Below are 13244 nucleotides of genomic sequence, written 5' to 3'. Positions count from 1 at the left end.
TGTAGAACCAGGCTTTAACTGAGGACCTTTATCAGTTGGACCGAAATGAGGAATTTATGGGTCCTCATGTAAGTCTTGACCGATTCCGTGACCGACATACTCTCAAAATAGAGAAGCAATTAGTCTCGACATAGGTTTGAATAGCATGGGAGATGTTTGAAAGGCGCACGCCTGACATAGCTTCTTTCAACCCTCTATATCATGACTCTTTAGGAATCCTAATAGAGTCACTGCATTTCTTCATCAATTTTGCCGACCGGATATGTCCATGAAGATTACTTATAAAGTAATCGCCCAATTCAGGGAATACCAAGTACAAGAACCTGATTAATAAATGTGAGAATGCTCTAGCGAAATCCATTATACCCTTTGTATTAAAGGAATGCACCAAGTTTAACTAGTAAGTTGTAAAAATGGTATGAATTTCATAAATCAATACGATGATTAATTTTGCAAAGCACCAAGTAACACATCAATGTTTTCAAATACCTTATTAATATCTTGCTGTCCGTTAATGTTTACCAAGTATCCTTTTTCTCCGTAGAAATCAAGAAGTGGCTTAGTTTGTTTCAAATTCACATCTAAGCGATTTTGAACCGTTTCTTCATTATCGTCAGCACGTTGATATAATTCTCCGCCACAGCGGTCGCATACATCATCTTTAGCAGGAGGATTGAATACAAGATGATATGTCGCACCACATGATTTGCAAATACGACGTCCTGTCAATCTTTCCATTAAGATGCTTTTATCCACATCGATATTAATGACAAAATTTATTTTGCGATCTAAATCAGTAAGGATGCTTTCAAGTGCTTCTGCTTGTGCCACAGTACGTGGGAATCCATCAAGCAAAAATCCTTTTAGGCAGTCCGCCTTGCTTAAACGCTCACGTACAATGCCGATGGTAACTTCATCAGGTACCAATTCGCCTTTGTCCATGAATGATTTTGCCTTTAGACCTAATTCTGTTCCATCTTTGATAGCTGTTCGGAACATATCTCCAGTAGAAATATGAGGGATATTATATTTTTCTACGATTTGTTCGGCTTGAGTGCCCTTACCAGCACCCGGCAGACCCATTAACACTAGATTCAATTTTCTTCCCCCTCAAACTCTATAATGGGTAAAGGGAACATGTTGTTCCCAAAACTCATTACTTTATAAAACCTTTATAGTGTCTTTTCACAAGTTGTGACTCTAGCTGTTTCATCGTATCAAGGGCTACCCCTACAACGATTAGTAAACTAGTTCCACCAATCTGTGCAGATTGAGGAAGATCAGCAAGCTTTATGAAAAATACCGGTAAAACGGCGATGACTGCTAAGAATATAGAACCAACAAACGTTAGACGGTATAAAACACGTGTTAAATATTCTTGTGTACTCTTACCTGGACGAATCCCTGGCACATAGCCACCTTGCTTTTTCAAATTCTCAGCCATTTGTTCAGGATTAACCTGAATGAATGCATAAAAATACGCAAAAGCAATGATAAGAGCAACATATATGATCATACCAATTGGATTGGTATAAACAAGATGTTCTGTAATCCAACTAGTAACACTGTTCTTTCCAAAAAAAGAAGCGATTGTAGTTGGGGTGATAAGAAATGCCATTGCAAAGATTACCGGAATAACCCCCGCAGCATTTACTTTCAATGGTAAATGTGTAGACTGACCACCCATTTGTGTACGACCTACCGCAGCACGCTTGGCATACTGAATAGGAATTTTACGCAATGCCTGCTGAATAAAAATAACAGCAACCACGATTGCTAATACTGCTAAAACAATAAGGACAATAGTTATTATTCGTAAAAATAATTGATCTCCAGCATTTTCGAACTGTTGTGCGTAGATCTGGTTTGCCGTATTTGGCAAACTAGCCACGATACCAGCAAAGATTATGATAGAAATCCCATTACCTACACCTTTAGCAGTGATCAGCTCTCCTAACCACAAAAGAAAAGCTGTTCCTGCCGTTAAGACAGTCGCAATAAGCAAGTATGTTGCAATTCCAGGATTTTCAATCAACTGGCCACCTGACATATTATTGAACCCATAAGACATACCAAAAGCTTGGATAAATCCGAGTATAATAGTGAAGTACCGCGTGAATTGAGCTAATTTTCGGCGCCCTGCTTCTCCTTGTTTAGACCATTCAGTGAACTTTGGTACAACATCCATCTGTAATAGTTGAACGATAATAGATGCCGTGATATACGGCATAATACCCATCGCTAAAATAGAGAAGTTTTGAAGTGCCCCGCCGCCAAAGGTATTTAAAAGACCTATGACGCTTAGCTGGTCCTGTGCAGCGAGAAAATCGGCATTCACATGCGGCACAGGAATAAATGTACCGATGCGATAGACGATTAACATTAGAAGGGTAAAAATAATCTTATTCCTTATTTCACCCACGCGCATAAAATTGGAGATCGTGCGAAACATTAGATCACCTCTGTATTACCGCCAGCAGCTTCGATAGCTTCTTTAGCAGTAGAAGAGAATTTGTGAGCTTTAACAGTAAGCTTTTTCTCAATGCTTCCTTTTGCAAGAATTTTGATTCCTGCTTTTTCTTTACTTACAATACCAGTCTCAAGTAATAGAGCTGGTGTTACTTCAGTACCGTCTTCGAAAAGATTTAACGTATCAAGATTCACGATAGCATAGTCTTTACGGTTAATGTTGGTAAATCCACGTTTAGGTAAACGTCTGAATAGAGGAGTTTGTCCCCCTTCAAATCCAAGGCGTACACCGCCGCCGGAACGAGCGTTTTGTCCTTTGTGACCTTTACCTGCTGTTTTACCGTTACCAGATCCAATACCGCGACCTTTACGTTTACGTTCTTTACGAGAACCTTCTGCAGCTTTTAACTCATGAAGTTTCATGTTGGCACCTCCTTGTTAAGTTAAAAATTATTTTATTGTTCTTTTACAGTAACAAGATGAGCAACTTTGGTAATCATACCGCGAATCGCAGGGTTATCATCATGAACAACCGTTTGATGCATTTTACGTAAACCCAAAGTGTTAACTGTAACACGTTGATCTTCAGGACGACCAATCAAGCTGCGAGTGAGGGTAATTTCTAATTTATTAGCCATAATTTGATTTCCCTCCTTATCCTAACAGTTCTTGTACTGATTTTCCACGTAACTTAGCTACGTCTTCAGCACGTTTCAATTGCTTCAATCCTTCGATTGTTGCGCGAACCATATTAATAGGTGTGTTAGTACCTAGTGATTTAGACAAGATATCGCTAACTCCGCCTAATTCAAGTACCGCACGAACAGGACCACCAGCAATTACTCCTGTACCTTCAGAAGCTGGTTTCAATAGAATGTGACCTGCGCCATAGCGTCCGTTCACAAGGTGAGGAATTGTAGTTCCAACCATTGGTACAGTAATTAGATTTTTCTTAGCGTCCTCAATAGCTTTACGGATAGCATCCGGAACTTCTTGAGCTTTACCAGTACCAAATCCAACATGACCGTTTTTATCACCTACAACTACTAGTGCAGTGAAACGGAAACGACGTCCGCCTTTAACAACTTTAGCTACACGATTAACTGTAACTACGCGTTCTTCAAGTTCTAATTTATTAGGATCAATGCTACGCATCTGTTTATGTCCCTCCTTATCCATTAAAATTCTAAGCCGTTTTCACGAGCAGCGTCAGCCAATGCTTTAACACGACCATGGAAGAGGTAACCACCGCGGTCAAATACCACAGCTTTGAAACCTTTTTCAACAGCACGTTTCGCAATAAGTTCGCCAACTTTTTGAGCTGCTTCAGCATTGCTACTAGCTTCGATACCGATCTCTTTATCAAGAGTTGAAGCACTTGCTAATGTTACGCCTTTTGCATCGTCAATTAATTGTGCGTAAATGTGTTTGTTTGAACGAAACACATTTAAACGAGGACGAGCTTCTGTTCCAGAAAGCTTTGCACGCACACGTGCATGTCTTTTCTGACGAGTAGCATTTTTATCAAGCTTCGTAATCATTTACGTCACTCCTTTCGTTTACTTATGCGGCATTACTTACCAGTTTTACCTTCTTTACGACGAACGAATTCGCCTTCGTAACGAATACCTTTACCTTTATACGGTTCAGGTGGGCGAACATCACGGATATTAGCTGCAAGAGCTCCTACACGTTCTTTGCTAGCACCTTTAATAATTACTTTTGTATTAGAAGGAACTTCGACTTCAACACCAGCTTCTGGTTCTATTTCTACAGGGTGAGAATATCCTACGTTAAGGATAAGCTTAGTACCTTGCTTTTGCGCACGGTACCCAACCCCAATAAGTTCAAGTGATTTTACAAATCCTTTTGATACACCTTCAACCATGTTAGAGATAAGTGCGCGAGTAGTACCGTGTAAAGAACGGTGAGTCTTCTCGTCAGACGGGCGTGTAACAGTTACCACGTTCTCTTCAACAACGATTGTAAGATCAGGACTAAATGATCTAGATAATTCACCTTTAGGTCCTTTTACAGTTACTTCACTTCCGTTAACAGTAACTGTTACACCTGCAGGGATTTCAATAGGTTTTTTACCTATACGAGACATATTGTGCACCTCCATTCTTGTGAAAATGTATTACCAAACGTATGCTAAAACTTCTCCGCCAACTTGTTTAGAGCGAGCTTCCTTGTCAGTTAAAACTCCGTGAGAAGTAGAAACAACTGCGATACCTAAACCGTTTAAAACGCGTGGTACTTCTCCAGTTTTTGCATATACACGCAAACCAGGTTTGCTGATACGTTTTAGACCAGTGATAACACGTTCGTTGTTTGCACCGTATTTTAAGAAGATACGGATGATACCTTGTTTGTTGTCTTCGATTAATTCAAAGTCACGTACGAAGCCTTCACGCTTTAAGATCTCAGCAATTTCTTTCTTGATCTTTGAAGCAGGAACTTCTAGTTTTTCGTGACGAACCATATTCGCATTACGGATGCGAGTAAGCATATCTGCAATAGGATCTGTCATGACCATTATATTTTACCTCCTTCCCAAACTCGGGTTTTACCAGCTAGCTTTTTTAACGCCAGGAATTTGTCCTTTATATGCAAGTTCGCGGAAACAAATACGACAAAGCTTAAATTTACGTAATACAGAATGTGGACGTCCGCAACGTTCGCAACGTGTATATTCTTGTACTTTAAACTTTTGTTCGCGTTTTTGCTTTACGATCATAGACTTTTTAGCCACGATTTCGCCTCCCTTTATTTAGAGATTACTTTTGGAACGGCATTCCAACTTGAGTAAGTAGTTCACGAGCTTCTTCGTCAGTGTTGGCAGTCGTTACGATAACGATATCCATACCACGAACTTTGCTCACTTTATCGTAATCAATCTCAGGGAAGATAAGTTGTTCTTTAACACCTAATGTATAGTTCCCACGTCCGTCAAAAGATTTCTTTGAAACGCCGCGGAAATCACGTACACGTGGTAAAGATACTGATACTAGCTTATCAAGGAATTGATACATACGTTCTCCACGTAATGTAACTTTCGCTCCGATAGGCATACCTTCACGCAAACGGAAGCCTGCGATTGATTTTTTAGCTTTTGTTACAACTGGTTTTTGACCAGTGATAAGTGTAAGTTCTTCAACAGCTGTATCTAAAGCTTTTGAGTTAGATACTGCGTCACCAACACCCATATTAATAACGATTTTCTCAATGTTTGGTACTTGCATTACTGATTGATAGTTGAATTTACCCATCAATGATGGTGTAATTTCACTTTTGAATTTTTCTTTAAGGCGGCTCATTGCTTAGTGTACCTCCCTTCATTTATGACTTATTTATCTAAAGTTTCACCTGATATTTTAGCTACGCGTACTTTTTTACCATTTTCAATCTTATATCCAACACGAGTCGGTTTACCTGATTTTGGATCAAGTGGCATTACATTGGATACGTGAATTGCAGCTTCTCTGCTAATAATTCCACCTTGTGGATTAATTTGAGATGGCTTGGAATGCTTTTTCACGATGTTAATTCCTTCAACAAGCACACGATTTTGTTTCGGATATGCTTCAAGAATTGTTCCTTGTTTGCCTTTGTCCTTACCAGAGATGACTACGACTTTGTCACCTTTTTTAACATGCATTAGCTTGGCACCTCCTTGAAAGGCTTTATACAAATTTTACATATTATAGAACTTCTGGAGCTAGAGAAACGATCTTCATGAAACTATTGTTACGTAATTCACGAGCAACAGGTCCAAAAATACGAGTTCCACGTGGGCTCTTATCGTCACGGATAATTACACATGCGTTTTCATCAAAACGAATGTAAGAACCGTCAGGACGACGCATACCACGTTTTGTACGGACAACAACAGCCTTAACGACTTCACCTTTTTTAACAACGCCTCCTGGTGTTGCCTGTTTAACTGTACAAACGATAACATCACCGATGTTAGCATATTTACGGCCAGAACCACCTAGGACTTTAATTGTTAGTACTTCACGAGCACCTGAATTGTCAGCGACTTTTAAACGAGATTCTTGTTGAATCATGTACGGTACCTCCCTTCGGAATTAGCTTAATCCGAACTATATTAAATAATTACTGCTTTTTCTACTACTTCTACAAGACGGAAGCGTTTTGTAGCTGAAAGTGGACGAGTTTCCATAATACGTACTACGTCGCCAGCTTTCGCTTCATTTAGCTCGTCATGAGCTTTTAACTTTTTAGAGTATTTCACGCGTTTACCGTATAAAGAATGCTTTTTATAGGTTTCTACAACAACTGTTACTGTTTTATCCATTTTATCGGATACTACGCGGCCAGTGTAGATTTTGCGTTGGTTGCGTTCGCTCATTCTGCAAACCTCCATTCATTATCGATTAGTGACACCGATCTCTCTTTGACGAACAACTGTTTTCATACGAGCAATCGATTTGCGAACTTCACGGATGCGAGCTGTATTTTCAAGTTGTCCAGTAGCTAACTGGAAACGAAGATTAAATAGTTCTTCTTTAAGAGATTTTAGTTTTTGTTCAATTTCAGCAGTGGTTAGATCTTTGATTTCATTAGCTTTCATTTGTTTCACCACCAATTTCCTCTCTTTTTACAAACTTACATTTGATTGGAAGTTTGTGTGCTGCAAGGCGCAATGCTTCTCTTGCCACCTCTTCAGATACACCAGAGATTTCAAACAATACTTTGCCCGGTTTAACTACTGCTACCCAACCTTCAGGAGCACCTTTACCGGAACCCATCCGTACTTCAAGCGGTTTTGCAGTGTAAGGTTTGCTTGGGAAAATCTTAATCCAAACTTTTCCTCCACGTTTCATGTAACGAGTCATCGCAATACGAGCTGCCTCGATTTGACGGTTAGTGATCCAAGAAGCTTCTTGAGCTTGAAGTCCAAATTCTCCAAAATGAACTTCAGTGCCGCCCTTAGCCATCCCTCTCATCTTACCGCGATGTTCACGACGGTATTTTACGCGTTTTGGCAATAACATATTATTTTCCTCCTTCCTCAGATTTCTTCTTAGTAGGAAGAACTTCTCCACGGTAGATCCAAACTTTCACGCCTAGCTTCCCGTAAGTAGTATCTGCTTCAGCATGAGCATAATCTATGTCAGCACGAAGTGTGTGAAGTGGAACTGTTCCTTCGCTGTAGTGTTCAGCACGAGCAATATCAGCACCGCCAAGACGACCAGAAACTTGTGTTTTGATTCCTTTTGCGCCAGAACGCATAGTGCGTTGAATAGCTTGTTTTTGAGCACGACGGAATGAAACACGGTTTTCTAATTGACGAGCGATGTTTTCAGCAACCAATTTTGCGTCAAGATCTGCTCTTTTAATTTCAATGATATTAATATGAACTCTTTTGCCAGTTAGCTGGTTCAAAGCTTTACGAAGTGCTTCAACTTCAGTACCGCCCTTACCGATAACCATTCCTGGTTTAGCAGTGTGAACTGATACATTGATGCGGTTTGCAGCACGTTCGATTTCAACCTTGGATACAGAAGCATCACTTAAGCGTTTCGCGATATATTCACGAACTTTAATGTCTTCATGCAAAAGAGTAGCGTAGTCTTTATCAGCGTACCATTTGGATTCCCAATCACGAATGATTCCGATACGCAAACCGATAGGATTTACCTTTTGACCCACAGATTACCCCTCCTTCTTTTCTGATACAACGATTGTAATATGACTAGTACGTTTGTTTATTGCACTCGCACGACCTTGAGCGCGAGGACGGAAACGTTTTAATGTTGGTCCTTCGTTAACGTATGCCTCTGAAACGACTAGGTTATTAATATCCATTTCGTAGTTATGTTCTGCATTTGCGATAGCAGATTTCAGAATTTTTTCTACGACTGGAGAAGCAGATTTTGGTGTTAAGCGAAGAATCGCCACTGCTTCACCTACTTGTTTTCCTCGAATTAAATCTGCGACTAAACGCACTTTACGAGGAGCAATACGAACTGTTTTAGCGACAGCTTTTGCTTGCATGAGATGCCCTCCTCTCATTAACGTCTTGTTTTCTTGTCATCACTTGCGTGACCTTTATAAGTGCGTGTAGGCGCGAATTCGCCTAGTTTGTGACCTACCATATCTTCTGTTACATAAACCGGCACATGCTTACGACCGTCATAAACAGCGATTGTATGTCCGATGAATTGCGGGAAGATTGTTGAGCGACGAGACCAAGTTTTTACTACCTGTTTCTTGTCAGCTTCATTTAATTTTTCAACTTTTACCAATAAATGATCATCAACAAAAGGCCCTTTTTTTAAGCTACGACCCATGCGAGTACCTCCCTTCGTGACTGTTCTACGGTTCTATATATGAACCGTAGGTCAATCCCGTTATTTTTTACGACGACGTACGATAAATTTATCGGATTTATTTTTCTTCTTACGAGTTTTGAATCCAAGAGTTGGTTTACCCCATGGAGACATTGGTGATTTACGTCCGATTGGAGATTTACCTTCACCACCACCGTGTGGGTGATCATTCGGGTTCATTACTGATCCACGAACAGTTGGGCGTTTGCCTAACCAACGATTACGACCAGCTTTACCAATGTTGATAAGTTCATGTTGTTCGTTACCAACTTGACCGATTGTAGCACGGCAAGTAGCAAGAATCATACGAACCTCACCTGAGTTTAAACGTACTAGTACATAACGACCTTCTTTACCAAGTACTTGAGCAGATGTTCCTGCTGAACGGACTAATTGTCCACCTTTTCCTGGTTTAAGTTCGATGTTATGAATTACTGTACCAACTGGGATGTTAATAAGAGGAAGAGCGTTACCCACTTTAATGTCAGCTTCTGGACCTGACATGATTTCCAAACCTACTTCTAGGTTTTTCGGAGCTAGGATATAACGTTTTTCTCCATCAACATAATTAATTAATGCAATGTTTGCAGAACGATTTGGATCGTACTCAATAGTAGCAACGCGTCCAGGTATACCATCTTTATTCCGTTTGAAATCGATGATACGGTATTGACGCTTGTGGCCGCCACCTTGATGACGAACTGTTAACTTACCTTGGTTATTACGGCCGCCTTTGCTGTGTAAAGGAGCAAGTAATGATTTTTCCGGTTTGTCTGTAGTAATCTCAGCAAAATCGGAAGTTGTCATATTACGTCGACCGTTAGAGGTAGGTTTATACTTCTTAATCGCCATTTGTATTTCCCTCCTTCTCTAATGAATTAAGCCTCGAATAGCTCGATTTCTTTGCTGTCAGCAGTTAATTTAACAATAGCTTTACGGCGCTTGTTAGTATAGCCTGCATGTTTGCCCATACGTTTAAATTTACCTTTGTAGTTCATGATGTTTACTTTCTCAACTTTAACGCCGAAAATTTCTTGAACAGCATCTTTAACTTGAGTTTTGTTAGCTCTAACATCAACTTCAAAAGTATATTTTTTCTCAGCCATTATGTCTGAAGAGCGTTCAGTGATTACGGGGCGCTTAATGATATCGCGTGCATCCATTATGCAAGCACCTCCTCTACTTTTTCGACAGCTGATTTAGTCAAGATCAATTTGTTGTGTGAAACAACATCAAGAACATTAAGACCAACAGCTTCCACTACAGTAACACCAGGGATGTTACGTGCAGAAAGAGCAACTTTCTCATCTAAACCGTCAGTAACGACTAACGTTTTAGTATCAACAGAAAGGTTTTTAAGTACTGCTACAAATTCTTTTGTTTTTGGAGCTTCGAAAGACAAGCTTTCAAGTACCAAAATGTTCTCTTCCAATGCCTTTGCAGACAATGCAGATTTAATAGCTAAACGACGTACCTTTTTAGGTAGCTTGTAAGCGTAAGATCTTGGAGTTGGTCCAAAAACAACGCCACCGCCACGCCATTGTGGAGAACGGATAGAACCTTGACGCGCACGTCCAGTTCCTTTTTGTTTCCAAGGTTTACGTCCACCGCCTGCAACTTCAGAACGGTTTTTAACTTTATGAGTTCCTTGACGTAAGGAAGCTCGTTGCATAATGATTGCTTCAAATAATACATGATTATTAGGTTCGATACCAAAGATGGATTCATTTAATTCGATGTCGCCAACTTGTGAACCTGTTTGGTTGAACAATGTAACTTTTGGCATTCTATTGCTCCTCCTTTCTCAGAAATTACTTTGCTTTAACAGCAGTTTTTACTTTGATCAATGCTTTTCTAGCACCAGGTACATTACCTTTGATCAATAGTAGGTTACGTTCAACATCAACTTTAACGATAGCTAAGTTTTGAACAGTAATTTGTTCCCCACCCATACGTCCTGGTAATAGTTTACCTTTGAATACGCGGTTTGGAGCTACAGGACCCATTGAACCTGGGCGACGGTGGTAACGAGAACCATGAGACATTGGTCCGCGTGATTGTCCATGGCGTTTGATAGAGCCTTGGAAACCTTTACCTTTTGAAATTCCTGTTACATCTACTAAATCGCCTTCAGCGAAAATACTAACATTGACTTCTTGACCGATCTCATATTCATTAAGATCCGTTCCGCGGAATTCGCGAATGAAGCGCTTAGGAGTAGTATTTGCTTTTTCAACATGTCCCTTTTCAGGTTTGTTAGAAAGCTTTTCACGTTTGTTTTCAAAACCAACTTGAACTGCTTCATAGCCATCAGTTTCAACAGTTTTCTTTTGAAGAACCACGTTATTAGCAGCTTCGATAACTGTTACCGGGATAAGTTCACCGTTTTCAGCAAAAACTTGAGTCATACCGATTTTTCTTCCTAAGATTCCTTTGGTCATAAGTCACACCTCCTAGAGTAATTGTTCATATTTATATGAATTATAATTTGATTTCAATGTCAACGCCTGATGGTAAATCTAAACGCATCAATGAATCAACTGTTTGTGGAGTTGGATTAACGATGTCGATTAGACGTTTATGCGTACGCATTTCGAATTGTTCACGAGAATCTTTGTATTTATGAACCGCACGTAGGATCGTGTATACCGATCTTTCAGTAGGTAATGGAATTGGACCAGATACAGCCGCACCAGAACGTTTTGCAGTTTCAACAATTTTCTCAGCAGATTGATCAAGAATTCTGTGATCATATGCTTTTAAACGTATACGAATTTTTTGTTTTGCCATAATTTTCCCTCCTTTTCGCCTATTTTAAAATAGACCTTCTCAATGGAAATTTCCCACACACTCGCCATGGCAAAGCGGCCGGGTGTGTCAGCAACCTTCCATATCATCGCAGTCAAAGACCAACATTGTCTATTATACATAAAGCACAAGTAGAATGCAAGTTAAACTTAAACTTTTCTTGTGCAACACACTTTTATTATTATACATACTATCACAAGTATTTACAAGTACATTCTACACGGTCTTTCATATCCATTTTCTTCTTCTGAAAGATCATTAAAAATCTCTTTAAAATTTAATTACTTTTTAAGCAATACTATAGAAGAAATAAATTAAAAGTCTTTAATAAATAAAAAAAAGCAGATGGCGTCCCATCTGCTTTTCCCGGAAGGCGTCCCTTCCAATATTCATTAAAGAATCAATTACTCTGTGATTGTAGCAACGACGCCAGCGCCTACAGTACGTCCACCCTCACGGATAGAGAATTTAGTACCTTCTTCGATAGCGATTGGAGCGATTAGTTCTACAGTCATTTCGATGTTGTCTCCAGGCATAACCATTTCTACGCCTTCAGGAAGGTTACAAATACCAGTTACGTCAGTTGTACGGAAGTAGAACTGAGGACGGTAGTTTGTAAAGAATGGAGTGTGACGTCCACCTTCTTCTTTAGAAAGAACATAAACTTCAGCTTTGAAACTTGTGTGTGGAGTGATTGTACCTGGTTTAGCAAGAACTTGTCCACGTTGGATATCTTCACGAGCAACACCACGAAGTAGTGCACCGATGTTGTCACCAGCTTCAGCATAATCAAGAAGCTTACGGAACATTTCAACACCTGTTACAGTTGTTGGTTTAGACTCTTCGTTGAAACCGATGATGTCAACAACGTCACCGACTTTAACTTGTCCACGCTCAACACGGCCAGTAGCAACTGTTCCACGACCAGTGATAGAGAATACATCCTCAACTGGCATCATGAACGGTTTGTCAGTGTCACGAGTTGGTTCTGGGATATACTCGTCAACAGCTGTCATTAATTCATGAATTTTTTCTTCCCAAGCAGCATCTCCTTGAAGAGCTTTTAGTGCAGAACCTTTGATAACTGGAATGTCATCGCCAGGGAATTCGTATTCAGATAGAAGATCACGGATTTCCATTTCTACTAATTCAAGAAGTTCTTCGTCATCAACCATGTCGCATTTGTTCATGAATACTACTAGGTATGGTACACCTACTTGACGAGAAAGAAGGATGTGCTCACGAGTTTGTGGCATTGGGCCATCAGCAGCAGATACTACTAAGATTCCGCCGTCCATTTGTGCAGCACCAGTGATCATGTTTTTAACATAGTCAGCATGTCCTGGGCAGTCAACGTGTGCATAGTGACGAGTAGCTGTTTCGTACTCAACGTGTGCTGTAGAGATTGTGATACCACGTTCTCTTTCTTCTGGAGCACCATCAATTTGGTCATAAGCGCGAGCTTCTGCTCCACCTGATTTAGCAAGTACAGTTGTGATTGCAGCAGTTAGAGTTGTTTTACCATGGTCGACGTGACCAATTGTTCCAACGTTAACGTGCGGTTTTGAACGATCAAATTTAGCTTTTCCCATTAGGAATTCCTCC

The 13244-nt window shown here is 40.1% G+C and carries 24 protein-coding genes and 1 pseudogene; all 25 read right to left on the bottom strand.

Features of this window, described 5'->3' with window-relative positions:
- Positions 1-57 precede the first annotated feature (57 nt).
- A pseudogene (locus tag RE409_RS00820) lies at positions 58-275 on the bottom strand (M24 family metallopeptidase); the annotation flags it as partial.
- Between the two features lie 169 nt (positions 276-444).
- A complete protein-coding gene (locus tag RE409_RS00815) occupies positions 445-1098 on the bottom strand; it encodes an adenylate kinase (RefSeq protein WP_309558370.1) in 654 nt (217 codons plus the stop codon).
- Positions 1099-1156: 58 nt separating this feature from the next.
- Positions 1157-2452: a preprotein translocase subunit SecY gene (gene secY, locus RE409_RS00810; RefSeq protein ID WP_053349052.1), complete on the bottom strand. Its 1296-nt coding sequence runs from the start codon at positions 2450-2452 to the stop codon at positions 1157-1159.
- A complete protein-coding gene (rplO, locus tag RE409_RS00805) occupies positions 2452-2892 on the bottom strand; it encodes a 50S ribosomal protein L15 (RefSeq protein WP_053349053.1) in 441 nt (146 codons plus the stop codon). The genes secY and rplO overlap by 1 nt, the downstream gene beginning before the upstream one ends.
- Positions 2893-2924: 32 nt before the next feature.
- Positions 2925-3107, bottom strand: coding sequence for a 50S ribosomal protein L30 (rpmD, locus tag RE409_RS00800; RefSeq protein ID WP_053349054.1), 183 nt, complete (start codon positions 3105-3107; stop codon positions 2925-2927).
- 16 nt (positions 3108-3123) lie between these two features.
- Positions 3124-3624, bottom strand: a complete 501-nt coding sequence (gene rpsE, locus RE409_RS00795; protein WP_034304987.1) for a 30S ribosomal protein S5 — start codon at positions 3622-3624, stop codon at positions 3124-3126.
- Positions 3625-3647: 23 nt separating this feature from the next.
- A complete protein-coding gene (gene rplR, locus RE409_RS00790) occupies positions 3648-4010 on the bottom strand; it encodes a 50S ribosomal protein L18 (RefSeq protein WP_053349055.1) in 363 nt (120 codons plus the stop codon).
- Positions 4011-4042: 32 nt separating this feature from the next.
- The gene (gene rplF / locus RE409_RS00785) at positions 4043-4579 is read right to left on the bottom strand and encodes a 50S ribosomal protein L6 (RefSeq protein WP_053349056.1); all 537 of its coding nucleotides are present in this window, start codon (positions 4577-4579) and stop codon (positions 4043-4045) included.
- A gap of 30 nt (positions 4580-4609) precedes the next feature.
- Positions 4610-5008 carry a 30S ribosomal protein S8 gene (gene rpsH, locus RE409_RS00780; RefSeq protein WP_053349057.1) on the bottom strand — a complete coding sequence of 133 codons (399 nt, stop codon included), beginning with the start codon at positions 5006-5008 and terminating at the stop codon, positions 4610-4612.
- Between the two features lie 30 nt (positions 5009-5038).
- The gene (locus RE409_RS00775) at positions 5039-5224 is read right to left on the bottom strand and encodes a type Z 30S ribosomal protein S14 (RefSeq protein ID WP_034304998.1); all 186 of its coding nucleotides are present in this window, start codon (positions 5222-5224) and stop codon (positions 5039-5041) included.
- A 25-nt stretch (positions 5225-5249) separates the two neighbouring features.
- Positions 5250-5789, bottom strand: a complete 540-nt coding sequence (rplE, locus tag RE409_RS00770) for a 50S ribosomal protein L5 (protein ID WP_053349058.1) — start codon at positions 5787-5789, stop codon at positions 5250-5252.
- 29 nt (positions 5790-5818) lie between these two features.
- Positions 5819-6130 carry a 50S ribosomal protein L24 gene (rplX, locus tag RE409_RS00765; RefSeq protein WP_053349059.1) on the bottom strand — a complete coding sequence of 104 codons (312 nt, stop codon included), beginning with the start codon at positions 6128-6130 and terminating at the stop codon, positions 5819-5821.
- A gap of 43 nt (positions 6131-6173) precedes the next feature.
- A complete protein-coding gene (gene rplN / locus RE409_RS00760; protein WP_053349060.1) occupies positions 6174-6542 on the bottom strand; it encodes a 50S ribosomal protein L14 in 369 nt (122 codons plus the stop codon).
- A 41-nt stretch (positions 6543-6583) separates the two neighbouring features.
- Positions 6584-6847, bottom strand: a complete 264-nt coding sequence (gene rpsQ / locus RE409_RS00755; RefSeq protein WP_034305007.1) for a 30S ribosomal protein S17 — start codon at positions 6845-6847, stop codon at positions 6584-6586.
- Positions 6848-6865: 18 nt separating this feature from the next.
- Positions 6866-7069: a 50S ribosomal protein L29 gene (gene rpmC / locus RE409_RS00750; protein ID WP_034305010.1), complete on the bottom strand. Its 204-nt coding sequence runs from the start codon at positions 7067-7069 to the stop codon at positions 6866-6868.
- The gene (gene rplP / locus RE409_RS00745; RefSeq protein ID WP_053349061.1) at positions 7059-7493 is read right to left on the bottom strand and encodes a 50S ribosomal protein L16; all 435 of its coding nucleotides are present in this window, start codon (positions 7491-7493) and stop codon (positions 7059-7061) included. Before rplP ends, rpmC begins: the two co-directional genes overlap by 11 nt.
- Position 7494: 1 nt before the next feature.
- Positions 7495-8151 carry a 30S ribosomal protein S3 gene (gene rpsC, locus RE409_RS00740; RefSeq protein ID WP_053349062.1) on the bottom strand — a complete coding sequence of 219 codons (657 nt, stop codon included), beginning with the start codon at positions 8149-8151 and terminating at the stop codon, positions 7495-7497.
- A gap of 3 nt (positions 8152-8154) precedes the next feature.
- Positions 8155-8496 (bottom strand): 50S ribosomal protein L22, encoded by a 342-nt coding sequence (rplV, locus tag RE409_RS00735; RefSeq protein WP_034305017.1) that lies wholly within the window; start codon positions 8494-8496, stop codon positions 8155-8157.
- Between the two features lie 17 nt (positions 8497-8513).
- A complete protein-coding gene (rpsS, locus tag RE409_RS00730; protein WP_034305018.1) occupies positions 8514-8792 on the bottom strand; it encodes a 30S ribosomal protein S19 in 279 nt (92 codons plus the stop codon).
- Between the two features lie 60 nt (positions 8793-8852).
- On the bottom strand, positions 8853-9683 hold the full coding sequence (gene rplB / locus RE409_RS00725; protein ID WP_053349063.1) for a 50S ribosomal protein L2: 831 nt from the start codon (positions 9681-9683) through the stop codon (positions 8853-8855).
- A gap of 26 nt (positions 9684-9709) precedes the next feature.
- The gene (rplW, locus tag RE409_RS00720) at positions 9710-9994 is read right to left on the bottom strand and encodes a 50S ribosomal protein L23 (protein WP_034305023.1); all 285 of its coding nucleotides are present in this window, start codon (positions 9992-9994) and stop codon (positions 9710-9712) included.
- Positions 9994-10617 carry a 50S ribosomal protein L4 gene (gene rplD, locus RE409_RS00715; RefSeq protein WP_053349064.1) on the bottom strand — a complete coding sequence of 208 codons (624 nt, stop codon included), beginning with the start codon at positions 10615-10617 and terminating at the stop codon, positions 9994-9996. The genes rplW and rplD overlap by 1 nt, the downstream gene beginning before the upstream one ends.
- A gap of 25 nt (positions 10618-10642) precedes the next feature.
- Complete coding sequence (gene rplC, locus RE409_RS00710) at positions 10643-11272, bottom strand: 50S ribosomal protein L3 (protein WP_201188202.1); 630 nt, start codon at positions 11270-11272, stop codon at positions 10643-10645.
- 40 nt (positions 11273-11312) lie between these two features.
- Entirely contained in the window at positions 11313-11621 is a 309-nt protein-coding gene (rpsJ, locus tag RE409_RS00705; RefSeq protein WP_019244375.1) for a 30S ribosomal protein S10, read from the bottom strand.
- Positions 11622-12043: 422 nt separating this feature from the next.
- Positions 12044-13231 carry an elongation factor Tu gene (tuf, locus tag RE409_RS00700; RefSeq protein ID WP_201188200.1) on the bottom strand — a complete coding sequence of 396 codons (1188 nt, stop codon included), beginning with the start codon at positions 13229-13231 and terminating at the stop codon, positions 12044-12046.
- Positions 13232-13244 lie beyond the last annotated feature (13 nt).

Origin of the sequence: Peribacillus sp. R9-11 (assembly GCF_031345095.1) — a bacterium.
GTDB lineage: Bacteria > Bacillota > Bacilli > Bacillales > DSM-1321 > Peribacillus > Peribacillus butanolivorans.
This window is presented reverse-complemented; position numbering and strand designations above follow the sequence as displayed.